Origin of the sequence: Mycolicibacterium neoaurum ATCC 25795 (assembly GCF_000691525.1) — a bacterium.
Lineage (GTDB): Bacteria > Actinomycetota > Actinomycetes > Mycobacteriales > Mycobacteriaceae > Mycobacterium > Mycobacterium neoaurum.
Genome location: NZ_JMDW01000010.1, coordinates 13,600 through 38,296 on the forward strand (window position 1 = coordinate 13,600; position 24,697 = coordinate 38,296).

Consider the following 24,697-nt stretch of genomic DNA (forward strand, 5'->3'; position numbering starts at 1 on the left):
GTTTAGTATCACAACCGCTGTCAACGACACGGGACTCCCGGCAAATCTGGACTCGCCGCCCACGCCATCGTGCGAGAATGTAATTGTCGTTTTTTGATAACCGCGTTGACAGCGGTCGTATGCGATTTGCACCGGGAGCACCGCGATGAGGGACTGGCTGGCGAACTCTCTGGTGCTGGTGTCGGACTACCGGGTACCCGATCCGAGCTCGGTATGGCCCCTGTTGCAACGTCGTACCGAAGCTCTCGCCGACATGGGCGTACACCACGTATTGGTATACGCCTCGACAACCGATTCGGAACGGGTTCTGGTGATTCTCGGGGTTCGCGCCCGTGAACCGATACGGGACCTACTGCGCTCCCGGGTGTTCTTCGATTGGTTCGATGCGGCCGGAGTTCGAGATCTACCGGCGGTTTTCGCCGGGGAGCTTGTCGAGCGCATCGACTTCGACAATGACAACCACGCTGCGCCGCCTGTGATGGTCTCGATGATCACCCCGGTCGCTGATATCGCGGAGCTGAACAGCCGGGTGCGCAGCGCTGCCCGGTCGTTCCGCGCGTCGGGTGTGCAGCGGCTCTGGTGCTTCCGCGCCTTCGACGATCCGAACGAGGTCCTGCTCCTGCAACAGGTAGACGACGAATCCAGCGCGCGACGTTGGTTGCACGATTCCGATGCTGCCGCGGAGTGGCTCATCGAAGCCGGGGTCGGAGCGTATCCGCCGGTGTTCATCGGTCAGTTCCAGCAGATGATGACCATCGAGCCCTGCTGATGTTCGTATGCCTCTGCCAAGGCATCACCAGTCATCAGGTGATCGAGGCGGTGGAGGCCGGGGCTCGCACCGCCAACCAGGTGGCTGCGGCGTGTGGCGCGGGCGCGGACTGCGGACGGTGCCGTCGGACGGTCCGCGCGATCATCGATTCCCGGCCCGCAGGACCCGGGACCACCGGCGGCGGTCCTCCGCGGAATTGACCCGCAGGATCGGCCAGCCGTTTCGGGTGGCCGCTGCGGCCAGACCGGACCGTGGATTCACCGCGTACGGGTGCCCGACGGCATCGAGCAGCGGCAGATCCTCGGTGCCGTCGGCGTAGCAGAAGCTGCGCCCCAGCTCGACACCGTTGGCGGCGCTGAACTCGGTGACCGCGCGGGCCTTGTTGCGGCCCCAGATGATGGGTCGGACGATCTCACCGGTCAGCCTGCCGGCCTCGTCGACGTCGAAGTGGTTGCACAGGACGTGCTCGATCCCGAGGTGCCGGGCGACCGGTCCCGCGTGCATGGTCAGTGCCGACGAGCTCATGGCGACGGTGTGCCCGCGCTCCTGGTGCGCGGCCACCACCTTGGTCATCAGCGGGAACAGTCGGCCGATGATGCGTTCGTTGAACAACGTCTCGCCGAGTGCCTCGAGCTCGGCAAGGGAATCGCCGACCAGATAGCCCGCGGCCCGCTGCAGCAACCGGGCGAACTCCATGCGCCCGACCTTGTAGCGGACGGAGGCCTCCAAGATGCCGGTGAGTTCACCGAAGCCGGACTGTCCGTTGCGGAAGCGGTGTCCGGCATGCACGGTCGCGGTGAAGCCGCGCACCAGCGTGCCGTCGAGATCGAAGAATGCACCGACCTGGGGCCCCTGCGGACTCGCGAGGACGGCGGCTAGCGGGTCGGTCACCCCTCCATTGTGCGGATCAGTGGATCAGACCTGATAGACCAGGCCCTTACCGGTGCCCAGCGGCAGGTCGAGGGTGGTGCGGATGCCTGCGGGTGCGGCGATGACATCCGGGATGGCGTTCACGATCCGCCCCGCAGCGGCCAGGATCGCGGCGTAGTTGTGGTCGCCGCGTGCGCTCGTCGGGCAGATGTCCACGACATAGGACGGTTCGCCGGTGATCTCCACGCGGTACGAACCGCCCGGTTGGGCAGGCTGGGCCCAGTCCGGCCGCAGGTCCGCACGCACCCTGGTGATGTGCTCGACGACGATCACGGGTCGGCCACCGACCATTCCGTTGATCTCGAACCGCATGGCGGCCACGGTGCCCTTCGCGATGACGCCGGTGGCAACCTCGATGTCTTCGGGGGCCGGCTCCAGCTCGTAGCTCTCGGTGATCTCATCGACCTCGACACCCAGTCCCGCCGCGAGCATCTTGATCGCCGTTCCCCACGCGGCACCCAGGATTCCAGGAAGAAACAGCATGCCCGGTTGGTCGATCGGATTGCCGAACCCCATCACGATGGACATCACCTCGGTGCCGTCGTAGGTGGCGTAGTCCGCGATTTCCATGGTCTTGATCTGGTCGATGCGCTGACACGTGCTGGCGACGGCGAAGGGCACCAGATCGCTGGCGAACCCGGGGTCGACGCCGGTGATGAAAACGCTCGAATTCCCCTGCCGAGCGGCCTCTTCCACACGGGCGATGGCCTTCTCGGGCATGGCCCCCCAGGGAAATTGCAGGCCCCCCGGTGCGGATCCGACCACGTTGATGCCTGCGGCCAGGGCCGCCATCACGTCACGGGTGGCCTCCACCGGACGGGTGTCACCCATCGCGCAGTACACCAGACAGTCCGGGGCGGCGGCGATGGCGTCATCCATGCCGGGGGTTGCCGCCACGCCGGTGCGGATATCCAGGCCTGCCAGCTCACCGGCGTCGACGCCGACCTTCGACTCGGTGGACGTGCCGACGGCCACGAGCTCGAATCGCGGATCCTCGATCAGCTGGATCAGGGCCAGCCGCCCGCAGTTTCCGGTGCCGACGAGTGCCACGCGAATGGCCATACGAGTCTCCTGACGGTGTGTGGTCTGATCGAAGTATGCGCGGTTCAGGGCGGAATTGGAACAGGTTCTAGTTCGGCGCGGCGTGCGGTAGCGTGTGCGCCCATGGGACGCGTGGACGACAAAGTTGTACTGATCAGCGGTGGGGCGCAGGGGATGGGCGCCGCGCACGCCCGGATGCTGGTGGCCGAGGGCGCCAACGTGGTCATCGGCGACATTCTCGACGACAAGGGCGAGGCGCTGGCTGCCGAAATCGGCGATGCCGCACGCTACATCCACCTCGACGTCACCCAGGCCGACCAGTGGGAGGCCGCGGTCAACCTGGCCGTCGAGACGTACGGCAAGGTCACCACCCTGGTCAACAACGCCGGCATCGTCGCGTTGGGCAAGATCGGCCAGTTCGACATGGCGAAGTGGCAGAAGGTCATCGACGTCAACCTCACCGGCACCTTCCTGGGCATGCAGGCCGTCGTCGAACAGATGAAGGCTGCCGGTGGCGGATCGATCATCAACGTGTCCTCGATCGAAGGTCTGCGCGGTGCACCCATGGTGCATCCGTACGTGGCCTCCAAGTGGGCCGTTCGAGGTCTGGCGAAATCTGCCGCGATCGAGCTCGGCAAGTTCAACATCCGGATCAACTCGGTGCACCCCGGCTTCATCCGCACCCCGATGACCAAGCATTTCCCCGATGACATGGTGACCTCGCCGCTGGGCCGCCCCGGTACCTCCGAGGAGGTCGCGACCTTCATCGTGTTCCTGACCAGCGACGAGTCGTCGTTCTCTACCGGTGCGGAATTCGTGGTCGACGGTGGCCTGGTGACCGACGTCCCGCACAAGGACCTCTTCTGATCCGGTGCCGACCGGCACCGCTCGCGGCGCCCGTCACCGCACAGGGCAGGATGACGGGCAGCCGACAGAGGAGGACCCATGGCTGACGGAACGGAACGGCAGGCCCTCGCCGACTTCACCGCCGACAAGGGATGGAACCGGCGCACGATCGACCGCGTCGACGTCTATCTGCGCGACGCGACCCGGATCCGGGTGATCTGGGGCGGTGACGACGCGCTTTCGGGTGGCTCGCGCTATCAGGACGACATGATGGAGCAGTACACCCGTGAGCTCGACACGGTGAAGGGCTGGCTGTCGCGCTGACTAGGCTGCACCCATGAGCGTGCGCGCCGGGATCGTGATCACCGGGACCGAAGTGCTGACCGGACGGGTTCGTGATCTCAACGGTCCGTGGCTGGCCGACCGGCTGCTGGAGTTGGGCGTCGAGCTCGCGCACATCACGCAATGTGGTGACCGCGCCGACGATCTCACCGCACAGCTGGTGTTCCTGGCGGGCCAGGATGTCGATCTCATCATCACCAGCGGTGGGCTTGGCCCGACTGCCGATGATCTGACGGTTGCCACCGTCGCCGGGTTCTACGGCCGCGACCTCGTCCTGGACAGCCAGCTGGAACAGCGTATCGCGGACATCTTGCGCCGGCTCGGCGCGAGCAGACCGGGTGTGGATTTCGACGCAGTGATGGCGGCCAACCGCAAACAGGCGATGGTGCCGGTGGGGGCCCAGATCCTCGAGCCGGTTGGCACCGCACCCGGAGTCGTCCTGCACTCCGACCACCTGCCCACCGTGGTGGTGCTTCCCGGTCCGCCCCGTGAACTCCAACCGATGTGGGCCACCGCGGTGGCCACCGACGGTGTCCAGCAGGCCATAGCCGGACGCACCGAATATCGGCAACAGACCCTGCGGATGTTCGGGCTGCCCGAGTCCGGACTGGCAGAGACCCTGCGCGAGGCGCAATCCCAGGTCACCGGATTCGACCGGCTGGAGATCACCACCTGCCTGCGCCGTGGCGAGCTGGAGATCGTCACCCGGTATGAACCCGACGCCGCCGCCACCTACACCGCTCTGGTCGACTTGCTACGTGAGCGCTATCCGCGAGAGTTGTTCTCCGAGGACGGTTCCCTGATCGACGATCAGGTCGCTGCCTTGCTGATGGGTCGCACCATCGCGACCGCCGAATCGTGCACGGCCGGTCTGCTCGCCGCGCGGCTGGCAGACCGGGCAGGCTCATCGGCGTACCTGGCCGGCGGGGTGGTGTCCTATTCCAACGATGCCAAGACCGAGGTGCTCGGGGTCGACGGGGCCCTGATCGCCCAGCACGGCGCGGTATCCGAACCGGTTGCGCGGGCAATGGCCGAGGGTGCGCTGGCCAGGTTCGGCGCGGATACCGCGGTGGGCATCACCGGGATCGCCGGGCCTGGTGGTGGAACGGCGGAGAAACCGGTCGGCACAGTCTGTTTCGGCGTGGCGCTGGCTGGGCGCGACACCGTCGTGCGCACCCTGCGGCTGCCCGGCGACCGTAGTGACGTCCGGGAACGTTCCACCACGGTTGCGATGCACCTGCTGCGCCAGGAGCTGGGCCGGACCTAGTCCGCGAACTCGGATATCACACCCGCGGCGAGGTTTTCCAGCGTCTCATCCGAGGCGCGGTCGTGGGTGAACAGGACCACCTGTCCGAAGCCGAGCTGCTGCCACTGCCGTAACCGGTCGACGATCATCGCGGCGGTCCCGATCAGTCCGCCCTCGCGGAGGCCGAATCCCGGACCGCCGAAGCGCTTCTCGGCGAAGGTGCGCACGGCTGGCAGGGATTGCTCATCGGGAGCCAGCGCCATGACCGCCTCCACCGACATCAGGATGGTGTCCGGGTCCCGCCCGATCTGCTCGCACAACCTGCGCAGCACCGACTGCTTGTGCGCCAGTTGGTCGAGGGCATAAGTGGGCACATTCCACACATCGGCATAGCGGGCCACCAACGGCAGGGTGTACTTCTCGCCGACGCCGCCGACCACGATCGGCGGCCGCGGGCGTTGCACCGGAGTGGGCCTGATCGACATGTCCGTCACCGTGTAGTGCGCTCCGGCCAACGACACGGTGCCGGTGGCGAAGGCCTGGGTCAGGATCTCGAGCGTCTCACCGAGGCGGGCCGAACGATCGGCGAAGCTGCCCCACGGCAGGTCGCTGCGCCGGTGCTCGTCCTCGATGGACCCGCTGCCCAGGCCGAGCTGCAAACGGCCGTCGGAAATCCGATCCAGTGTGGCCGCCATCTTCGCCAGCATCACGGGGTGGCGAAACTGGTTGCACAGCACCATGTGTCCGACACGCAACCGTTCGGTCCGGCTGAGCAGCGCGGTGGCCAGCGTCCAGGCCTCCAAAGAATCAACCTCCGGCATCCCCGGCGCGTAGAGGTGGTCGTACAACCACAACGACTCGATGCCGAGTTCCTCGCAGCGTCGCGCCCGGTGCAGCACCTCGGCGAAGGTGAATGCCATCTGCGGGACATAGACACCGATGTCCAGGGATGCCATGACGTTCGGTCAGTTAAGTACGGGCGCCAGTCGGCGCCACTGCTCCAGGGGAAGCGCAGACGGATCACTGTCGAGTACCTGGATGCAGACGTGATCGGCGCCCGCGGCCTTGTGCTCGTTCACCCGAGTAAGGATGGTCTGCTCGTCACCCCAGACCACGATCGCGTCGACGAGGCGGTCGCTGACCGATGTGACGTCCTCTTCGGTGAAACCGGAGCGCAACAGGTTGTTGGCATAGTTCGGCATGGCCAGATAGTTGCGCACCCAGTCCCGGGCGATACCGCGGGCGAAGTCGGCATCCTCGCTGAGGACCACGGTCTGCTCGGGCAGCAGCAGCGGCCCGGCTCCCAGCACCTCGCGCGCGGTGGCGGTGTGCTCGGGAGTGACGAGATAGGGGTGTGCACCGCGCGAGCGATCAGCCGAGAGCTGCAGCATCTTCGGTCCGAGTGCCGCGAGGACCCGGTCGGTTGCGGGCACCGGCTGCTCGGCATTGTCGAGGCCGTCGAGGAAAGCTGCGGTGGCGGCCAGCGGCTTGCGGTACGTGCCCGGTGCCTTCGAGTCGATCAGCGGAGCGTGGCTGACGCCTATCCCCAGCAGGAATCGTCCGCCGTGCGCGGCCTGCAACCGGGTGTGTGTCGCGGCCACCTCGGCGGGATCGTGCATCCAGAGGTTGAGGATGCCGGTGGCGATGGTGACCGACTTCGTGGCGGTCAGCAGGTTCTCCACCGATTCGAGCACCGGTCCGCCGACATCGGGGATCCACAGTGCCGGGTATCCCAACTCCTCCAGTTCGGCCGCCGCCTCGGCGGCCTGACCGGCGTCCCCGTAGCGCAGATGTGAGCTCCAGATTCCGGTGCCCGAAAGTTCCACGTGCCGAACTCCTTTCAGCGAGAGGCCTGGCCCTCGCGATCCCAGATGTCCAACATCGTACGGAGGATCTCCTCGGCGCAACCGAGCCCCCCGAGATGGCTCTCCCCGGGCAACACCGTCATCTCGGCATCCGGCAGCCGCGAGACCGCATGGGCGCCATGCGCGAAGGGGACGATATGGTCCTTGTCGCCGTGCCACCAACGGACCGGCACCTTCACCTCGTCGAGCCGGAACCCCCAGTCGCGGACGAAGTCGACGATGTCGTAGAACGGCGCCGAGAGCTGTTTGCGGCCGCCGTTGAGCAGGTCATCGAGGAACATCGCCTTGAACTCGGGACGTCCGAGCAGTCGGCGATCGCCCTCGGGGGAGATGCGGGCGTAGATCTCCAGCGCCGGCCCGCCGATGGGTGCGATGAACTTGATCAGCGTGGCGGCTGCCAGCCGGATGGGTGCGCCTGCGAGTTCGAGCACGGGCGCCACGGTCGAGCCCAGGTTCATCAATCCGCTGGCGATGCCGTCGGGCCCCACATACGGCGCGACACCGCCGAGAACGCCGGCCACGACCACTCGGTCGGGCATGGCCGCGGCCGCAGCGAGGGTGTAGGGCCCGCCGCCGGACAGGCCGATGACCGCGAACTTGTCGATCCCGAGGGTGTCGGCGATGGTCCGCAGGTCCTCGGCGAACGCCAGCACGTTCGGGTACTGGTGCGGGGTGGAGGAGCCGATGCCGGGGCGGTCCACCCCGATGAGCCGGATCTTCTCCAGCGCGGCATAGGCGCGCGCCTCGGCTGGGATCTGCCGGCGGGCGCCCGGCGTGCCGTGCAGCCAGAAGACCGGCCGGCCCTGGGGGTCACCGAACTCGGCGAACCCGAGCTGTCGGTCGTCACTGACCGCTACGTTGCCCTCGAGCTTGGGGCGGGCAATGGAAGGAACCATCCGCAGAGTGTGGCATGCATTACATCTGCGTGACATGGTGCCCGGGGCCCACCCCGGTGATCATGACCCTGCGTCACCTCGTCGGCGACGCACAGGAACACCATTGCGCTCGGCCAACGACTTCAGTTGTTTGAGTGCGAACTGCCGGCTGCGCCCTGCCGGCGGCAGCACGATTCCGGCCCACAACCCCTCTGCCCCCGGTGTCACGCAGGCCTCCTTGGCGCACTGCCAGCGGCGCGGGCAGGCGCGGCACAGCGCTTTGGCACCCTCGTCGGCCGTCGTCGTCCAGCGATCGGGATCCTGCGCGCAGGGTGCCGTCCAGACGTTGTCGGCCGCTGCTATCGGATACATGTTCCCCCCTTGCCGATCTCGAACGTCAACTCGACAATACGTTTGTATCGTAAATTGGTCATTACCGTCGAGGCGACAGGGGAGTGATGTTGACTACGGTGGCTCATGTGAGTGCAGAGCCCGGCCGACCGAGTGCGGCGGAACCGCCCAGCATCGAGAGAATTCGTCGGGCGGCGTTGGCCAGTTTTGCCGCGCAGGGGGCGGCGGCGACCACGCTGCGCGGTGTGGCTGCCGCGGCAGGGGTGTCGCTGGGCCTCGTGCAACACCATTTCGCGACGAAGGCAGGCCTGATCAAGGCGGTCGACGATTACGTGTTGGACATCGTGATCACGCCGATGTCGCAACCGATCGAGGAAGGATCGGCCACCGATTCGATCTCGGAGGTAGGTCAGCGGGTGAACCAGATAATTTCTGAGCACCCTGAGGTGGCTGCGTATCTGGGACGTGCCGTCGTCGACGGCAGCGAACTCGGCGCGACGGTCTTCGACCGGTTGCTCGAAGTCGGTGCCGCCCGGTGGCAGGTGCGCGCCGACACCGGCGAGGCGCGTCCGGACATCGACGTCTGGTGGGCTGCGACGAACTCCCTGGTACTTGCGCTGGGTGCGGTCAGCCTGCGGACGCACATCGAACGTCACCTGCCCGAACCGTTCACGGCTCCCGAGCAGCTGACGCGCTGGCAGACCTCGGTGGACACGCTGCTGCGCGAGGGGCTCTTCCCGCCGCCGGACCGCCGGTAAAGAATCAATCGCCCTCGCGGGCAACCCTTTTGCGGTAGGCCGATGGTGTCTCTCCGCAGAACTGGGCGAAGCTCCTCGTGAAGGAACTGATGCTGTCGAACCCCACCGCCGTGGACGTCGCCTGCACCGACTGATCCGGCCCGGCCAGTAGTGCCATCGCACGCAGCATCCGCGCATGCAGTAGGTACGTCCGCCAGGACAGCCCCAGGGTGTCGGCGAACAGTCGACGCAGTGAGCGCTCCGAAACAGCCACCGCCCGACTGACATCCTCGGCGGTCGCCGTGTCCAAATGCTCTCTGGTGTAAGCCAGCGCGGCCGCGACGACGGGATGATCGGAGGTCGGCAAGCTCAGTGGCGCCTCGTGGTCGAGCGCCTCCGTGACGAGATTGGCCAGTGTCCGGAAGAACTCCTCGGAAATCCGATCGTCGTCGGGCCCGCCCTTGGGCCGATCGATGGGCCAGCGCAGCGCATAGATCATCATCTCGCGTACCAACGGCGACACCGCGATGATGCGCGCCCGGTTCCCCTCGTCGGGGATCAGCCTGGCGTCGAACATCACCGCAACCGTCTTGACGTCGGGATTCATCACCGCCTGGTGTTCCAGTCCGGCCGGGATCCACGCCGCCTGCTGGGGTGGCAGCAGATAGTGACCGGCATCGGTCTCGACCTCGACGACACCGTGCAGCGCGTACTCGATCTGGTGCACCTCATGCGAGTGCCAGCCGGTGATGAGCCCGTCGCCTTCGTACAGATAGCTGCCGGCCAGCGCCTGCCCACCCCGGCGTAATTCGATGACCGGGCGGCCGTTTCGCGACGTGGCCGAAAAAGACAAAAAACTGTCCGAAAACGCAGAGACGGTCATGGCTTCCGAGAGTACTAGTTGAAGGCATGGACACCAATGACCTGATCCTGGTGAGCATCGACGACCATGTGGTCGAGCCGCCCGACATGTTCCTGAACCACGTGCCCGCCAAGTACAAGGCCGACGCGCCCATCGTGGTCACCGACGACAACGGTGTGGACCAATGGATGTATCAGGGCCGTCCCCAAGGGGTCAGCGGGCTCAATGCGGTGGTGTCCTGGCCCGCCGAGGAGTGGGGTAGGGACCCGGCGGGCTTCGCGGAGATGCGGCCCGGCGTCTATGACGTCCATGAGCGCGTCCGGGATATGAGCCGCAACGGGATCCTCGCCTCGATGTGCTTCCCGACCTTCACCGGCTTCTCTGCGCGACACCTGAACATGCATCGCGAAGACGTCACCTTGGTCATGGTGTCGGCCTACAACGATTGGCACATCGACGAATGGGCCGGCGCCTACCCCGACCGCTTCATCCCGATCGCGGTACTGCCCACATGGAATCCGGAGGCCATGTGCAAGGAGATCAGGCGGGTGGCGGCCAAGGGTTGTCGCGCGGTCACCATGCCGGAACTGCCGCACCTGGAAGGCATTCCGAGCTATCACGATGAGGAGTATTGGGGCCCGGTGTTCCAAACTCTTTCCGATGAGCAGGTGGTGATGTGCCTGCACATCGGCACCGGCTTCGGGGCGATCAGCATGGCGCCCAACGCGCCGATCGACAACCTGATCATCCTGGCCACCCAGGTCTCGGCGATGTGCGCCCAGGACCTGCTCTGGGGGCCCGCGATGCGTAACTACCCAGATCTGAAGTTCGCGTTCTCCGAGGGTGGAATAGGTTGGATACCGTTCTATCTGGATCGTTCGGACCGGCACTACAGCAATCAGAAATGGCTGCGCCGCGATTTCGGCGACAAGCTGCCCAGCGACGTGTTCCGCGAGCATTCGCTGGCCTGCTATGTCACGGACAAGACGTCTCTGAAGTTGCGGCACGAGATCGGTATCGACAACATCGCCTGGGAATGCGACTACCCACATTCGGACTGCTTCTGGCCCGATGCTCCCGAACAGGTGCACGCCGAACTGCTCGCCGCGGGCGCCACGGACGCCGACATCAACAAGATCACCTGGGAGAACTCGTGCCGGTTCTTCGGTTGGGATCCGTTCAAACTCACTCCCCGTGACAAGGCGAGCGTCGGGGCGCTGCGTGCCACCGCGACCGACGTCGACACCTCGATCCGACCCCGCAAAGAATGGGCGCGGCTATACGACGAGAAGCGCTTCGCTCGGGTCTAAGGTTGGGGCATGACCGATCTGGATCGTGCTGCCGCCCGTCGTGATATCACCGATGCCTTGCTGAAGGCACTCGACCGCAGGCACGAGGTGCTCGACATCATCGTCGATTCCGCTGACCGTGATGCCGCCGTCGAGGCCATCGCCGCGTTGCTGGGTACCAGTCATGCCGGCAGTGAAGCGGTGTTCGGACTGTCCTTCGACAAGCTGACCAAGGATTCGCGCCGCAGCATCGCGGCCGAGCTGGAGGACCTGAACAGCCAGTTGACCTTCACCCTCAACGACCGGCCGGCTTCTGGAGCCGAGAGTCTGGTGTTGCGCACGTTCTCCGGCACCGAGGATCGCGATATCTTCGGTGCCCGCATCGAGGACATGCACACCGCAGGCGACGGCAGGGGCGGTCCCGCGGGCAGCCTCGACGACGAGATCAATGCCGCACTCGGCCGGGTCGATGCCGAAGAGGCGGCATGGTTCGTCGCGGTGGAGGGCGACCGCAAGGTCGGGATGGTGCTCGGTGAGCTGATCGACCACGAAGTCGAGGTGCGCGTCTGGATCCATCCCGAATGCCGCAAGAAGGGTTACGCGACCGCGGCGCTGCGCAAGTGTCGATCCGAGATGGCGATCTACTTCCCCGCCGTCCCGGTCGTGGTGCGTGCTCCCGGTGTGCCCGCACCCTGATCGCTCAAAACTGTTGAACTGCAGGCGATACCCCGTTCAGGCGTCGTCTACCAGTCGGTTCGCACTGCATCGGGCGTCGAGGGGATGACGTCCTGAGTGGATTCCGTCGTCGCCGACCAGGCGGTGCCCTCGCACAACAGATCGCTCGGGAACGGGATCGAGGCGGGCAGCTGGACCGGCAGCCCCGGCATGTCCGGTAGGGCCAGCGGTGGCGGCGGGGTCGCCGCCAACACCGCGGGCGCCGAGGCGATGGCGGGCAGGACGGTGTCGGTGGCCAATGCGGCGGCCGCCGGAGCCGATATGGCCGCAGCCGACGCGGCCGCCGCGGCGTCGACCGGTGCGGCCACTGCCGGTGCTGCGGCGATGGGTCCGGCGGCCGCCGGAATCGGTGCGGCTGTCTCGAGCAGTGCGGCCGCAGCGGGCTCGACCGGAACCGGGACGGTCTCGGCGACCTCCGCAATGGGTGCCGGCGCCGCGATCTCGGCCACCACCGGCATCGGGGGAGGTGCGGGAGCCGCTGCGGGTTCGGGTACCGCGACCGCCGACTCGACGACGGGTGCCGCGGGAGGCACCACAGCCGCGGCCTGGGTCAGTGGTGCGGCGGCCGGAGTGAGCGGCGGCACCGCGTCCGTCACTGGTACCGGTACCGGCGGCATGGCGGCGGGTAGAGCAGGCACCGGCACCACCGGCACTGCTGGTGCCGGTGGACCGATCGGCGCGCCCGACAGTGGTTGTGCAAGAGGCGGTCCGGCCAGCACCGGAGAGATCAGGTCCAGGGTCTCGGTCGGAACAGGCGCTGGGGCTGGGGGTTCCACGATGGGTTCCGGGATGGCCACGGGCGCGGGCGCCGGTGGTGCCGCGACGAACTCGGGCGCCGGTGGTGCCGCGACGAACTCGGGCGCCGGAGGCACGGCCGCGGCCTCGATGAGTGGTGCGGCGGTCTCCGCGGGCGCGGGCGCCACGGTTGCGGCATCGACCGCTTCCGGGATGATCTCTGGACTGGTTGCCAGCTGCTGGACCATGTCCAGACACGGCACGCCCGGACTGGTCGCGGGCTCGGCAGAAACAACGGAACTCATGGCCAGCACGCCCAACCACATCCCTGCCGTCGCAACAGATGTACTTGCGAGCCTGTTGGCGGTGGATGGCATCAATTTCCTGATTCGGCCGGCGACAAGCGACGTGGGAAACCTATCGCGGCTCGGGTTCCAGATACACCGCAGGTCGGAGCCGAAACCGATCCGATGCGAACCGGTGCCTGTCCCGTAATACCGGCCACATGTCGAAAGAGGCTCTCTGAAAGGGCATTCCGGCCGCGCTCGCCTCAGATGGCCGCGGCCGCCTTCTCCAGATCGGTCAGCGAATCCTCCAGGTGCACGAGCAGCCGCTGTAGATGCGGCACACTGCGGCGGCAACCGACGAGTCCGAAATCGAGGTTGTCTGCGTTGTTGGTGAGCGTGATGTTGAGGGCCTGACCATCCAGCGCGATCGACATGGGGTAGTTGCCGTCGAGCCGGGCCCCGTTCCAGTACATCGGCTCTCGCGCTCCCGGCACGTTGGAAATGACGATGTTGAACGGCGGCGGTGTGGAGGACACGACGCCGGGAACCAGGCTCAGGCCCAGCCCAGCGATGAGGAACCCCGAAAGGGCCAGCGCCTGGGTCCGCGGGAGCTCGCTGAAGACCCGCTTGTTGTCGCGTGTCGAGGAGCTGATGGCCTCCAGCCTGCGCAGCGGGTCGGCGGTGTCGGTGGCCAGGTTGCACAGGATGGTGCCGACCATGTTCCCACCGGCGTCCTGCTCGTGCTCGCTGCGCAGGCTCACCGGAACCATTGCCACCAGCGGAGTTTCGGGCAACGCGTTCTGCTCTTCAAGGTAGGCGCGCAGTGCTCCGGCGCACATGGCCAGCACGACGTCGTTGACGGTGACACCGGTGGCTGCCTTGACCGCCCGGATGCGTGCCAATGGCCAGGACTGCGCGGCGCACCGGCGGGCGCCGCCGATGGGAACGTTGAACATCGTCTTGGGCGCCCGATACGGCAGGGTCAGTTGCTGCTCGAGCAGGGCGGCGCGGGCCAGCCCCAACGTGGTCGGGGCCAGCCCCGCGACGGCCGACGCGGTACCGGCCACCGACCGCACCAGCGAGCCCGCGGTGCTCGGTCGGGACGGGCTGCGCCTGGGCGCGAGTGTCCAGGGAACCCTGATCTCGCGATCGTGTGGGTCCGCCGACAGTGTCCTGATCATCAGCCGCTGCGCCGAAACGCCGTCGATGAGGGAATGGTGGATCTTGGTGTAGATCGCGAACCTGCCATCGCTGAGGCCCTCCACGAAGTACGCCTCCCAGAGTGGCCGATGACGGTCCAGCAGGCTCCCGTGGATCCGCGAGGTGAGCTCCAGCAGCTCTCGTACCCGCCCGGGCCGTGGCAGGCCCGAGCGCCGGAGGTGATAGTCGACGTCCACCTCGTCGTCCAAAGTCCAACCGATGTTGGTGATTCCGCCGAAGAACGTCGCTGGATGCTTGCGGAATGTCGGCTGGAAGTCGCCGAAGCCGGCGATCGCCCGATACATCTCCGCCACGAAGTCCGGCCCGGCATCGGCGGGTGGCTCGAAAAGCTGAAGACCTCCGACATGCATCGGATGCTCGCGGGACTCACCGACGAGGAACATCGCATCGGTCGGGGAAATCAGCTTCATGGGGTGAAACTACCCACCCCGATGCCCGTCGTACCGTCGAATTCTCAGGAGGGCGGAAGTGCGGCCCTCGGGACGGCCACCGGAATCGCAACGGACGGAGCGATGGGCGCGGCGATGCGGGGTGCGGCGGCCAGTGGCGGGACGGGTGAGCCGACCGCAGCGGCGGGTTGTGCCGCGCCCACGGCCGGCACAGCGGCCGGCGGGATACCTGGCGGAACGGCACCAGGCACTGGTGCGGGTGCCGGCGGGGCCGGCGGGATCACTCCCAATACGCGTTGCAGATCCGGCTTCATCGCCTGGAGCTGGGATCCCCAGTAACCCCAGCTGTGCGTGCCGTCCTTCGGGAAGTTGAAGACACCGTTTCGGCCGCCGGCTGCCAGATAACGCTGTTGGAAGGTCTTGTTCGTGTTCAGGGTGATGTTCTCCAGGAACTGCGCGCTGAACATGCCACCGAAATCGCCGCCGGTGTCGAGGTCGGAGGGGGTGCCGTCCCCGCAGTAGATCCAGATCGCGGTGCGGTTGGCGGCCAGCGTCGCCACGTTCACCATCGGGTCGTTGCGCCGCCATGCTGGGTCATTGGTCTGCCCCCACATGGCGGTGGCGTTGTATCCGCCGGCATCGCGCATCGCCAGACCGATCAGGGTCGGCCACAGGCCCAGCGACGGGTTGACGAAGCCGGAGAGTGAGGCGGCGAAGATGAATTGGGTGGGGTGCCAGACGGCGAGTGTCAGCGCCGAACCACCCGACATCGACAGTCCTACAACGGCATTACCGACGGGGCTGATTCCGCGGTTTGCGGCCAGCCAGCCCGGCAATTCCTGGGTCAGGAAGGTCTCCCATTTGTAGGTGAGTGTGCCGTTGTTACCCGATGCCGGCTGATACCAGTCGCTGTAGAAGCTCGACTGGCCGCCGACGGGCATCACGATGGACAGACCGGAGTCGTGATACCACTCGAATGCCGCGGTGTTGATATCCCAGCCGCTGAAATCATCCTGGGCCCGCAGGCCGTCGAGGAGATACACCGCATGGGGTCCGCCGCCCTGGAACTCGACACGGATATTGCGTCCCATCGATGCCGAGGGGATGTCGAGTTGTTCGATCGGTAGCCCAGGTCGGGAGAACGCGGCGGCGTCGGGAATGCCGATCAGCGAGCCTGTGATGGCGGTGGCCAGGACTGTGGACACGCAACGACGCGCCCAGCGCCGCAGCCTTGTCGGTTGCGTCATGCACGGCAAGTTAGCAACGTGCGGGTCTGCGGCGCCGGTGCGACGCCCGGTGTGATCACGTTGTTATATAACGATTTAACTCAGGCGGGCACGATGATCGTCAGGTCGTTGCCGTCGCGTTCGACGCGCATCCCGGCTCGGCGCGCGATGCCGGCAACCTTGGCAGCATCGTCGGGTTCTGCACGGCTCGCGGCCAGCGCCCTGGCCAGCCTGCCCTTGTGTGCCTTGTTGAAATGGCTTACCACCGAACGATGTCCGTCCTCTCGTTCGGCGAGGACGTCCACCCGCACGGCCCCGGGGAGCCGGCCCAGCCCCACATAGGACCCCGATCGCAGATCGACGACGAGGTCGTTCTCGGCGATCTCGGCCAAAAGCGGTTCCAACACCGGACGCCACCGTGCGGCCAGTGTCGGGCGGTCGGGAAGCTTCGATCCTGCCGAGAGTCGGTAGGCCGGGACCGGGTCGTCGGCGCGTAGCAGGCCGAACAGCGCGGACCCGACCGCCAGCCGGGCACGCGCCCGCGCCGCCGCGGCCCCGCGTAAGGAATCGATGTCGAGTGCGTCGTAGAGGACCCCGGTGTAGCGCTGGATCGCCGCGATGGTCGGAGCGGTCGTCAACTCGGCATTACGGGCGATCTCACCATCCTGGGCGGCGGTCACACCGAGCGCCCGACGTGCGGTGGGGATGTCGGAGGCCAATGCGCCCAGCTCGTCGACGAGCTCGGCGCGCACACCGTTGAGGGTGGGAAAGCTCAACTCGTGCAAGCGCAGGGCGTGGCCGTCGCCGCCGGCGCGTTTGGTCTCCGAAGGGGGAAGCAGCACGATCACCGCACAGACGTTAGCTCAGGCCACCCCGCACCGAGCCGCCCCTCCGGCGCGTCGCGGACGGTCGTCGGTTGCCTGCTGGTGTATTTGCTGAAATTGCACGTGCGGGGATATTCGGTGCTTTTCGGCCATTCGCGGAATCGAATGGCCCGGCGCGTGCTTTCTGACCCTAGACAATTTGATACGTCGGCGAGCGTCGGCATTTTCCGGAGGTCTTTGCGGAGCAGGGGCCGAGCGGATTGCCGCAAACGGAGTTTACGATGGACACACCGGGTGCAATGCCCGCCCAGCAGTCTTTTCGTCTCGTTGCGGCACACGGATTGACAACGTCGTATTCGGTAAATGAGGATCGGCGTGTTCGGTTGGGCGTCGATCGGTACGAGGGGATCGAACCGATGCTCGTCGGGGGCTGGACGTGCAATGAGAAACAGCGCGGGTCGGATCGCAGATCCGTTTCTGCGTCTCACTCGACTGGGCGGCCGCGGATGGCGGTCGCCGCGGATGACTAGGGAGTTCTGGTGACTGCTCAGGGAATCGTCGGTGCCGGCCCCGACAACCAGGATCAGGGATTCGCCATCGATGCGCGGGTGCGCGTCCATGCCGGGACCGAGGAAGAGGCAGTCGGAGTGATCGTCGACGATTTCGGCGACACCGCCGGTCAATCCGTCGATATCGGTGAGCATCACATCGCGGATCCGGCGCGCCGGTGGGCAGTTCTGCTCGATAGTGGCTCGCTGACGTTCGTCGATTCCGACGTCTTGCAGCCGGAGTAGCCGGCTACTGCTCAGGGAGGCGGTCGAGCAGCTCGTCGAGAAAGCCGCCGGCTTCCCTGCTGGCCAGTGCCTGGTCGCCGTCGGCGATGGCCTGGATCAGCCCGCGATGCTGCGGGCTCTCGCCGAGATTTCCGGTACTCGTGACCACGCTTGCCAGCACCACTTCGGTCAGCCCGCGGTACAGCTCGGTCAACACCGCGTTGTGCGCGCTGCGCACGATGGCGAAGTGCAGGTCGGCATCCGCACGGGCGAACTCCTCACCCCGGTCTTCGCCGCGCAGCTGCTCGGTGTGCTCCCACAGTTGCCACAATGTGTCCAGATCCTCGGCGGTGCGTGCGGTGGCGGCCAGCCGGGCGGCCTCCACCTCAAGGCATCGCCGCACCTGGAGCACGTCGCGCAGTTCCGTACCGCACAACCTGTGCAGGGCTCCGGAGACCTCGCTGGTGGCCCGCACGTAGGTTCCGTCGCCCTGGCGGACCTCGAAGATTCCACTGTGAGCAAGGGCACGTACGGCTTCCCGGACGGTGTTTCGTCCCACTCCGAGGGACTGGGCAAGCTCCGGCTCGGTAGGGATCTTCGCGTTCACCGGCCACTCGCCGGTGGCCACTGAGCTGCGCAGCTGCTCGATGGCCTGGTCGACCAGACCCGTCCTGCGCGTCGATGCCAGCGGCACGCAAAACCCCTTTCATCCAATCATCGGATGTATGGCAACCTAGTGCAGATGAACCACAGCCGCCACCCGCAGACCCTCGAAGGCCGGGACGTGGAACTCGACGGTCAGGTCGACCCGCGTCCGGCCGAGGTGGTCGCCGGCGGCGTATTGCTGGTGGCGGCCGTCGTGCTGACAGCGGCGAATCTGCGGCCGGCCATCACGAGCGTGGGACCGCTGCTCGCGGACATGCGCGGTGAGCTGGGAACATCGGCGTTGTGGGCAGGACTGCTCACGACCCTGCCGGGGTTGTGTTTTGCGCTGGCCGGGTTGACCGCACCCCATCTGGCGCGTCGGATCGGATTGGGCCACGCCATCACCGCCGCACTCGTCGTGCTGATCGGCGGACTGGTGCTACGTGTCGTCGACGGGCCGGCGGTCGTCATCGGCGGCACCCTGGTGGCCGCGGCCGGGATCGCCTTGATCAACGTATTGATCCCCGTCGTGATCAAAGAGTCCTTTCCGGCCCGGATCGGTCTGATGACCGGTATCTACACGGCTGCGCTGCAGGGTGGCGGCGCCGCCGGTTCGGCCGTCACACCGCCGCTCGATGACCTGTTCGGCGGCTGGCGACCTGCCCTCGGTGCGTGGGCGGGCCTGGCCGCCGCGGCCCTGGTCTTCTGGGTGCTGGCCATCCGCGGACACCACGCGCGGACAGCGGCCGCCACGCCGACCACCGCGGCGACACGGCCGCGTTCGATGCTGCGGAACAGATTGGCCTGGATCATCACGGGATTCTTCGGGTGCCAGTCATGCCTGGCGTACATCGTGATGGGCTGGCTGCCGCAGGTCTTCATCGACCACGGGATGAGTAAATCCGATGCCGGACTGCTGCTGGGCCTGAACGCGGTGATCGCCGTGCCGATCAGCATCGTGGTGGCACCCATGGCTGCTCGGCGGGCCAGTCAGAGCGGTTGGATCGTCGGACTCGGCCTGCTCGGTTTCGGTGGCGTGCTCGGACTGACTTTCGCGCCGATGGCGGCGCCGCTGCTGTGGACGGTCCTGCTCGGCCTGGGGATGAGTGTGTTCTCACTCGCGCTGGCGGTGATCGGTCTGCGCTCGCGGACCGCCGCGGACACCGCCCGGTTGTCCGGGATGGTCCAGGGTTTGGGGTATCTGCTGGCCGGGGTCGGTCCGTTCCTCTTCGGACTGTTGCACGAGACGAGCGGTGGCTGGACTGTGCCCTGGGTCATGGTCATGACGGTGTATGTCGCGCAGATGGTGTTGGGCGCGTTGGCGGGCCGTCCCCGCTACGTCTGAGTCCCGCCTAGACGGGAACGCCGGGCGGCACAGCGGGCGGGGGTGCCACGGGAGGCAGCTGTCCCGGCGGAGGCGGGGCGAAGGCCACCGGCGCGGGAGGCGGCGGGGGTGTGCCCGGTGCGGGAGGTGGCGGGGGTGTGCCCGGTGCGGGAGGCGGCGCTGCGATCTCCTCGACGGGTAGGTACATGTGCTTGGTGAATTGCGGCTGGTATGCGCCGCCGCCGCCGATCTTGACTCCGCCGCCTTCGCCGGAGGACACCGCGGTCCCGTCGGGCAGGGTCACGGCGGTGTGCCCGCTGTTCCAGCCGATCACCAGGGCGCCGGGCTGAGTGCCGTACTTGAACCCGCGAGCCAGCAGCGCGCTCTCCTGATTGCCGGTATTGAACCGATCGCCGAATACCGGCCGATTCGTCGCGGCATTGCTCACCCATGATGCGAGGCCTGAGCAATCTGTACCGGCCGGGGAGTCCCCACCCGAGATGTACGGCGTTCCCGACACCTGGCCAACGAGCGCCAATAGTGAAGCTACAGCAAACATGGCGTCGGACGCTAACAGAGCATTTTGTAAGCGGGCAAAATCCTGTGACTCCAGACACAGGATGGCAAACCCCCAGCTCACGTCACAATCGAACTCCGCATCAGCGCTCCAACGTCATGGTTGACGCTTGGTTTTTCGACCATTGCGGGAGTTTTCGCAAACTCCATCAAAGCTGCAGCGCCACGAGGGTCCGCACGCTCGCCGTAGACCCGAAAATCGAAGAGCCACTGGCGATCTGCTGTATTGCGCAAGCTCGACGGACCGCTGTGGCGCACCACGCGTTTCATCGGCAGCGTCGGCGCGCTTACTCTTGGGACATGGCTTTGAGGAATCCGGCGGTGCTCGGGGCGGTCTTGGCGGTGGCTGCGATGGCCTCCGCCGGTATTGCTGCGGCCGAACCGCCTGCGCCGAGTCCGGCACCTGCGGACCCGGCCGCACCCGCCGCGGATCCCGCTCCGGCGCCGGCGACAGTGATCGACAAGGACGGCTCCTATCGGGTCGGCGTCGATATCGTTCCCGGTGTGTACGCCTCGGCGGGACCGTTCCCCGATGGCACCTGCTCCTGGCGGCGGATGGCACCGGCAGCAGAGGGCGCCGAACAGGGCGAAACTCTCGACCGTGCGTTCACCAAGCAGCCCCAGGTTGTCCAGATCCTGCCGACCGATGGTGTGTTCAAGACCACCGAGTGCCAGACCTGGACGCTGACCAATCAACCGCCGCCGGCACCGGGCATGGGGCCGCTGCTGGCCGGACTGCAGGTCCGCGGTTATCTCGATTCGCTCAACCGCAACGCCCAGCAGTACGAGGCCAACAAGCCACCGGCGCCCCCGGCACCAGCACCAGCACCCGCACCGTAGCCCGCGCAGGCGCCTGACCCCGCGACGCGAATTCGCCCTACCGCACGGTGGCCCGCAGCGCTGTTATCCTGCGTGAGCCGGAAGTGAGGACCTCGGGGAGAACGGTCCGCCCGGGCAGCGCGCGCGAGCGCGAGGTAGTCGAGACGCGAAAAGAGTGTCGTGCGTAGCGGAGAAATCAAGGCCCTCACCGGCCTTCGCCTCTTCGCGGCCATCTGGGTGGTGTTGTTCCATTTCCGCCCGCTGCTGGCCGAGTCGATACCCGACGTCAACACCGCACTGGCGCCGATACTGAACAGCGGCGCTCAGGGCGTCGACCTCTTCTTCATCCTCAGTGGCTTCGTCCTGGCCTGGAATTATCTGGATCGGATGGGCCCGACCTGGTCGACCCGCGACACCCTGCACTTCCTGTGGATGCGACTCGCCCGGGTATGGCCCGTGTATCTGGTCACCCTGCACCTGGCGGCACTGTGGATCATCTTCACCCTCTATGTCGGCCGGTTCCCGTCCGAAGTGGCCGATACCTTGACCGCCACCAGTTACCTGCGGCAACTCTTCCTCGTGCAGCTGTGGTATCAGCCCTACTTCGACGGCTCCAGCTGGAACGGGCCGGCGTGGTCGATCAGTGCCGAGTGGCTGGCCTACCTGGTCTTCGGGTTCCTGGCGTTGGTGGTGTTCCGGATGGCTGCGGCCACCCGGGCTCGCAGCCTGCTGCTGCTGTCTTTCGCGGCTACCTTGCCGCCCGTGATGTTCCTGCTGGCCAGCGGCCAGTTCTACACGCCGTGGAGCTGGTTGCCCCGCATCCTGATGCAGTTCACCGCCGGAGTCATCGCGTGTGCGGCGGTGCGCCGGCTGTACCCGAGCGACCGTGCCAGGACTGCGGCAGGGCTGGTTTCCATCGCGCTGGTGGCCACGATCATCGGCAGCCTGTACTGGCTGGACGAGCATCCGTTCCCCGGTGTCATCGACAGCGGGGGAGTCGTCGATCTGCTGTTCGTACCGCTGGTGGTCTCCCTGTCGATCGGTGCGGGCACGCTCCCGTGGCTGCTCTCACACCGTGTCCTGATCTACGGCGGGCAGATCTCGTTCAGTCTGTACATGGTCCACGAGTTGGTCCACACCGCCTGGATCTGGGCGGCCAAGCAGTTCGAACTGACGATGGCCGGACCAGGGGGAGCGTGGTCACTGGTTGCCGTGTTCCTCATCACGCTGACGGCATCGGCGGCGCTGTATCACCTCGTGGAGGAACCGGCCCGGATATGGATGCGTCGGATGGTCGGTCGAAAGAAGCCTGCCGTCAGCGTGCACGCGGTGGACTCCGAGACCCGGCTGTCGGCGTGACCAGCGAGGTGACCCCAATGGCCGTGTGCGGCAGGGCTTCTCATGGGTTCGTCGAGTAAGCTCGCCGCCGATGATCATGACAGACGTGCTGCGGCGCCCAAGCTTGCCGTTGTCGACTTTGGCGGCGGCGGTCTTGATGCTCGCATGCCTGATCATGCCGGTCGCCCGCATCGACGATCGGCCGCTGTCGGTGGAAACACCGTTGAGCCGAGTTGCGGTGATCGGTGACTCGTATACCAACGGGACCGATTGGGGCGGGATCGGTGCGGCCGGGTGGCCGGCCCAGGCCTGGCAGTTGCTGGCCGCCCAGGGCAGGCCTGTCGTCGCCGATGTCGCGGCCGAGGGTCGAGCAGGCTACGGCGTGCGGGGTGACCGTGGCAGCCTGTTCTGGGATCTGACGACGCGCGCTGTTCAGCCCGATGATCGGTTGGTGGTGTTCTTCGGATCGCGCAACGACCAACCGGTGGCGGTCACCGATGTCGTCGACCAGGCGCGTAATGCCTTCGCTCTGGTGCGCGGGATCGCACCGGCGGCGCGCCTGCTGGTCATCGGACCGCCCTGGCCGACCGCCGACGTGCCGGTAGAAATCCTGCGCATCCGGGATGCCCTCGCGGTGGTGGCCCGTTCGGCCGGCGCGCGATTCGTCGATCCGATCGCCGAGGGTTGGTTCGTCGGCCGTCCCGATCTGATTGCCGCCGACGGCGTGCATCCCACCGACGCGGGACATCTCTACCTCGCCGACAAGATCGCTCGCCTGATGGGTGCCCAGCTGACGCCGCGACGCTGATTCACACCCCGGCTTTGCGGCGGGCCTTCTCCTTCAGCGGATCCGGCAGCGCGTCGGCCGCGAGAAGGGCGGGCCAGAGGGCCGGCTTCGTCGTCATCGCCCGAAAGACCGTTCCGATCGTCACGTCATGGTCCGGGCGATCGATGATCTCGACGGCATCGCCCCCGCGCACCGACCCCGGCGAGATGACCCGCAGATACGCTCCCGGCGCGCCCTTACGGGTAAATGTCTTGATCCAGCCCTCGATGTCCAGCCACGCCGAGAAGGTCCGGCAAGGGGTGCGCGGACGGGTCACCTCCAGGACGAGACCGTCGGTGCCGATGCGCCAGCGTTCGCCGACGAGCGCGTTCGTGACGTCGATGCCCGCTGTCGTGAGATTCTCGCCGAAGACACCGTTGCCGATATCGCGGCCGAGTTCGCCCTCCCAGAAGTCGAGATCTTCTCGTGCATAGGCATAGACCGCCTGGTCGTCCCCACCGTGGTACTTCTGCTCGCTGACCAGATCGCCGACCAGGCCGCTGCCGAGACCGCCGCGCATCGGGCCGGGGGCTCGCACGGTGACCGCCTCGTCGGTGGGGCGCTTGTCGATGCCGGTCGGCTTCTTCTTGTGGTCGGGATTGGTCATGGGGTGGGCGATGTTGACCGTCAGCACGCTCGACATGGGGCAAGCCTAGTCTGGCGACATGTTCGTCTCCCCGCGCTACGGCACCGGCGCCCTTGCCGACCTGCTTCCATCCGTGCTCGGGGTTCTCGGAGTGGCTGGGGAGTCCGACCGGATAGGTCTGGATCTGGGTGAGGTGCGACGGGTCGCGGTCCTGCTGGTCGACGGCATGGGCAGCGAATTGGTGGCGGCCCGCCGGGATCTCGCGCCGCTGCTGGCCGACCGGCCGGACCGCTCGCTGACCGCGGGGTTTCCCAGCACGACGGTCGCGAGCCTGGCGTCGCTGGGCACCGGCCTACCGTCGGGGGAGCACGGTTTGGTCGGCTATTTGCTTTCCGTGCCCGGTCACGACCGCTTGATGAATCCGCTGAAATGGGGGTTGATGGGCCAGGGGCCCAAGGTCGATCTGCTCAGAGAACTCATCCCCGAACAGTTCCAGCCAGCGCGGACCGTCTTCGAGCGGGCCGCCGCCGACGGTGTGGTGGTGACCCAGGTGGCACCGACCTATCAGGCGGGCTCCGGGCTGACGCGGGCGGCGCTGCGCGGCGGAGATTTCCGGCCGACCTTCTCCTCGGGTGACCTCGTCGACGGGGTGCTCACGGCACTGTCGACTGCCGACCGCACGCTGGTCTACGCATATCACGGAGATCTCGACATGACCGGCCATGTGCGTGGTCCACAGTCGGAATCCTGGGCGCTGGAACTACACCAGATCGACCTCACGATCAGACTGATCGCCGAACGGCTACCGGCCGGGTCTGCGCTGATCGTCACCGCCGACCACGGCATGGTGCAGATCGCCGACCCGGTCGACTTCGACACCACAGCCGTGCTGCAGACCGGTGTGCGCACGCTGGGCGGTGAGCCACGCGCCCGGCACGTCTACACCGAACCCGGTGCGGCCGACGAGGTTGCCGCAACCTGGCGGGAGACGTTGAGCCCCGACTTCACCGTGTTGACCCGCGCCGAGGTCACCGCGGCCGGTTGGTTCGGACCGAACGTGCGCGAGGGTGTCGCGCCGCGCATCGGCGACGTCGTGGTGGTCTCCGATACCGACCGCGCCGTGATCCGCTCCGGTGCCGAACCCATGCAATCGAACCTGCTCGGCCATCACGGTTCGCTGACGCCGGCAGAAATGTTGGTGCCGTTGTACACCTTTGCGGCCGCGGGCAACTAGCGTCCA

General features: G+C 66.8%; 28 protein-coding genes. 14 read left to right on the forward strand and 14 right to left on the reverse strand.

Annotated features, from left to right (window positions below):
* Positions 1–145 precede the first annotated feature (145 nt).
* Positions 146–769, forward strand: a complete 624-nt coding sequence (locus IC40_RS0113910) for a hypothetical protein (protein WP_030135311.1) — start codon at positions 146–148, stop codon at positions 767–769.
* Positions 769–969, forward strand: a complete 201-nt coding sequence (locus IC40_RS27285; protein WP_081843441.1) for a (2Fe-2S)-binding protein — start codon at positions 769–771, stop codon at positions 967–969. Before IC40_RS0113910 ends, IC40_RS27285 begins: the two co-directional genes overlap by 1 nt.
* Here the strand turns inward: IC40_RS27285 and IC40_RS0113915 are convergent.
* Together IC40_RS0113915 and IC40_RS0113920 are read right to left on the reverse strand one after the other, a co-directional pair.
* On the reverse strand, positions 911–1,660 hold the full coding sequence (locus IC40_RS0113915; RefSeq protein WP_030135312.1) for an HAD family hydrolase: 750 nt from the start codon (positions 1,658–1,660) through the stop codon (positions 911–913). The genes IC40_RS27285 and IC40_RS0113915 overlap by 59 nt on opposite strands.
* A 24-nt stretch (positions 1,661–1,684) precedes the next feature.
* Entirely contained in the window at positions 1,685–2,761 is a 1,077-nt protein-coding gene (locus tag IC40_RS0113920) for an NAD(P)H-dependent amine dehydrogenase family protein (RefSeq protein ID WP_030135313.1), read from the reverse strand.
* Between the two features lie 102 nt (positions 2,762–2,863).
* Between IC40_RS0113920 and IC40_RS0113925 the strand changes: the two genes are divergently transcribed.
* The 3 genes from IC40_RS0113925 to IC40_RS0113935 all read left to right on the forward strand — a co-directional run bounded on the left by IC40_RS0113925 (position 2,864) and on the right by IC40_RS0113935 (position 5,195).
* A complete protein-coding gene (locus IC40_RS0113925) occupies positions 2,864–3,607 on the forward strand; it encodes a glucose 1-dehydrogenase (RefSeq protein ID WP_030135314.1) in 744 nt (247 codons plus the stop codon).
* 78 nt (positions 3,608–3,685) lie between these two features.
* A complete protein-coding gene (locus tag IC40_RS0113930) occupies positions 3,686–3,910 on the forward strand; it encodes a hypothetical protein (protein WP_030135315.1) in 225 nt (74 codons plus the stop codon).
* Positions 3,911–3,923: 13 nt separating this feature from the next.
* On the forward strand, positions 3,924–5,195 hold the full coding sequence (locus IC40_RS0113935) for a competence/damage-inducible protein A (RefSeq protein ID WP_030135316.1): 1,272 nt from the start codon (positions 3,924–3,926) through the stop codon (positions 5,193–5,195).
* On the opposite strand, the gene IC40_RS0113940 is transcribed toward IC40_RS0113935, so the two are convergent.
* From IC40_RS0113940 to IC40_RS27290, 4 genes are read right to left on the reverse strand one after another with little or no spacing between them, the layout of a single operon-like run.
* On the reverse strand, positions 5,192–6,130 hold the full coding sequence (locus IC40_RS0113940; protein WP_030135317.1) for an LLM class flavin-dependent oxidoreductase: 939 nt from the start codon (positions 6,128–6,130) through the stop codon (positions 5,192–5,194). The genes IC40_RS0113935 and IC40_RS0113940 overlap by 4 nt on opposite strands.
* A gap of 9 nt (positions 6,131–6,139) precedes the next feature.
* On the reverse strand, positions 6,140–7,000 hold the full coding sequence (locus tag IC40_RS0113945; protein ID WP_030135318.1) for an LLM class F420-dependent oxidoreductase: 861 nt from the start codon (positions 6,998–7,000) through the stop codon (positions 6,140–6,142).
* 14 nt (positions 7,001–7,014) lie between these two features.
* Positions 7,015–7,935 (reverse strand): alpha/beta fold hydrolase, encoded by a 921-nt coding sequence (locus tag IC40_RS0113950; protein WP_030135319.1) that lies wholly within the window; start codon positions 7,933–7,935, stop codon positions 7,015–7,017.
* A 60-nt stretch (positions 7,936–7,995) separates the two neighbouring features.
* Complete coding sequence (locus IC40_RS27290; protein WP_081843442.1) at positions 7,996–8,286, reverse strand: WhiB family transcriptional regulator; 291 nt, start codon at positions 8,284–8,286, stop codon at positions 7,996–7,998.
* A 107-nt stretch (positions 8,287–8,393) separates the two neighbouring features.
* Here IC40_RS27290 and IC40_RS0113955 point away from each other — a divergent pair, with 107 nt between their 5' ends.
* Positions 8,394–9,023, forward strand: a complete 630-nt coding sequence (locus IC40_RS0113955) for a TetR/AcrR family transcriptional regulator (protein ID WP_030135320.1) — start codon at positions 8,394–8,396, stop codon at positions 9,021–9,023.
* A gap of 4 nt (positions 9,024–9,027) precedes the next feature.
* Here the strand turns inward: IC40_RS0113955 and IC40_RS0113960 are convergent, their stop codons facing one another.
* The gene (locus IC40_RS0113960; protein WP_030135321.1) at positions 9,028–9,885 is read right to left on the reverse strand and encodes an AraC family transcriptional regulator; all 858 of its coding nucleotides are present in this window, start codon (positions 9,883–9,885) and stop codon (positions 9,028–9,030) included.
* Between the two features lie 26 nt (positions 9,886–9,911).
* On the opposite strand from IC40_RS0113960, the gene IC40_RS0113965 reads away from it, so the two are divergent.
* Together IC40_RS0113965 and IC40_RS0113970 are read left to right on the forward strand one after the other, a co-directional pair.
* Complete coding sequence (locus IC40_RS0113965) at positions 9,912–11,174, forward strand: amidohydrolase family protein (RefSeq protein WP_030135322.1); 1,263 nt, start codon at positions 9,912–9,914, stop codon at positions 11,172–11,174.
* A gap of 9 nt (positions 11,175–11,183) precedes the next feature.
* A complete protein-coding gene (locus IC40_RS0113970) occupies positions 11,184–11,849 on the forward strand; it encodes a GNAT family N-acetyltransferase (RefSeq protein ID WP_030135323.1) in 666 nt (221 codons plus the stop codon).
* Between the two features lie 47 nt (positions 11,850–11,896).
* On the opposite strand, the gene IC40_RS0113975 is transcribed toward IC40_RS0113970, so the two are convergent.
* The 4 genes from IC40_RS0113975 to yaaA form a co-directional block, all read right to left on the reverse strand.
* Entirely contained in the window at positions 11,897–12,928 is a 1,032-nt protein-coding gene (locus IC40_RS0113975) for a hypothetical protein (protein WP_191293435.1), read from the reverse strand.
* A 245-nt stretch (positions 12,929–13,173) separates the two neighbouring features.
* Positions 13,174–14,541 carry a WS/DGAT/MGAT family O-acyltransferase gene (locus IC40_RS0113980; protein ID WP_030135325.1) on the reverse strand — a complete coding sequence of 456 codons (1,368 nt, stop codon included), beginning with the start codon at positions 14,539–14,541 and terminating at the stop codon, positions 13,174–13,176.
* Positions 14,542–14,585: 44 nt separating this feature from the next.
* Positions 14,586–15,767: an esterase family protein gene (locus IC40_RS0113985; RefSeq protein WP_042509725.1), complete on the reverse strand. Its 1,182-nt coding sequence runs from the start codon at positions 15,765–15,767 to the stop codon at positions 14,586–14,588.
* Positions 15,768–15,847: 80 nt separating this feature from the next.
* Positions 15,848–16,594: a peroxide stress protein YaaA gene (gene yaaA, locus IC40_RS0113990; protein WP_030135327.1), complete on the reverse strand. Its 747-nt coding sequence runs from the start codon at positions 16,592–16,594 to the stop codon at positions 15,848–15,850.
* Between the two features lie 515 nt (positions 16,595–17,109).
* Here yaaA and IC40_RS0113995 point away from each other — a divergent pair.
* A complete protein-coding gene (locus IC40_RS0113995) occupies positions 17,110–17,364 on the forward strand; it encodes a hypothetical protein (RefSeq protein ID WP_030135328.1) in 255 nt (84 codons plus the stop codon).
* 4 nt (positions 17,365–17,368) lie between these two features.
* On the opposite strand, the gene IC40_RS0114000 is transcribed toward IC40_RS0113995, so the two are convergent.
* A complete protein-coding gene (locus tag IC40_RS0114000; protein WP_030135329.1) occupies positions 17,369–18,037 on the reverse strand; it encodes a FadR/GntR family transcriptional regulator in 669 nt (222 codons plus the stop codon).
* 48 nt (positions 18,038–18,085) lie between these two features.
* Between IC40_RS0114000 and IC40_RS0114005 the strand changes: the two genes are divergently transcribed.
* On the forward strand, positions 18,086–19,333 hold the full coding sequence (locus IC40_RS0114005) for a CynX/NimT family MFS transporter (RefSeq protein WP_030135330.1): 1,248 nt from the start codon (positions 18,086–18,088) through the stop codon (positions 19,331–19,333).
* A gap of 7 nt (positions 19,334–19,340) precedes the next feature.
* On the opposite strand, the gene IC40_RS28575 is transcribed toward IC40_RS0114005, so the two are convergent.
* Positions 19,341–19,760 carry a hypothetical protein gene (locus IC40_RS28575; protein ID WP_420896604.1) on the reverse strand — a complete coding sequence of 140 codons (420 nt, stop codon included), beginning with the start codon at positions 19,758–19,760 and terminating at the stop codon, positions 19,341–19,343.
* Between the two features lie 428 nt (positions 19,761–20,188).
* Here IC40_RS28575 and IC40_RS0114015 point away from each other — a divergent pair, with 428 nt between their 5' ends.
* From IC40_RS0114015 to IC40_RS0114025, 3 genes are all read left to right on the forward strand, one after another.
* Complete coding sequence (locus IC40_RS0114015) at positions 20,189–20,728, forward strand: Rv1352/Rv1906c domain-containing protein (RefSeq protein WP_030135332.1); 540 nt, start codon at positions 20,189–20,191, stop codon at positions 20,726–20,728.
* Positions 20,729–20,887: 159 nt separating this feature from the next.
* On the forward strand, positions 20,888–22,066 hold the full coding sequence (locus IC40_RS0114020) for an acyltransferase family protein (protein ID WP_030135333.1): 1,179 nt from the start codon (positions 20,888–20,890) through the stop codon (positions 22,064–22,066).
* 136 nt (positions 22,067–22,202) lie between these two features.
* The gene (locus tag IC40_RS0114025; RefSeq protein WP_234411624.1) at positions 22,203–22,853 is read left to right on the forward strand and encodes an Rv0518 family GDSL lipase; all 651 of its coding nucleotides are present in this window, start codon (positions 22,203–22,205) and stop codon (positions 22,851–22,853) included.
* Between the two features lies 1 nt (position 22,854).
* Here the strand turns inward: IC40_RS0114025 and IC40_RS0114030 are convergent, their stop codons facing one another.
* A complete protein-coding gene (locus IC40_RS0114030) occupies positions 22,855–23,514 on the reverse strand; it encodes an MOSC domain-containing protein (protein ID WP_030135335.1) in 660 nt (219 codons plus the stop codon).
* Between the two features lie 22 nt (positions 23,515–23,536).
* Here IC40_RS0114030 and IC40_RS0114035 point away from each other — a divergent pair, with 22 nt between their 5' ends.
* Positions 23,537–24,691, forward strand: coding sequence for an alkaline phosphatase family protein (locus tag IC40_RS0114035; RefSeq protein WP_030135336.1), 1,155 nt, complete (start codon positions 23,537–23,539; stop codon positions 24,689–24,691).
* The last annotated feature ends 6 nt before the right edge of the window (positions 24,692–24,697 follow it).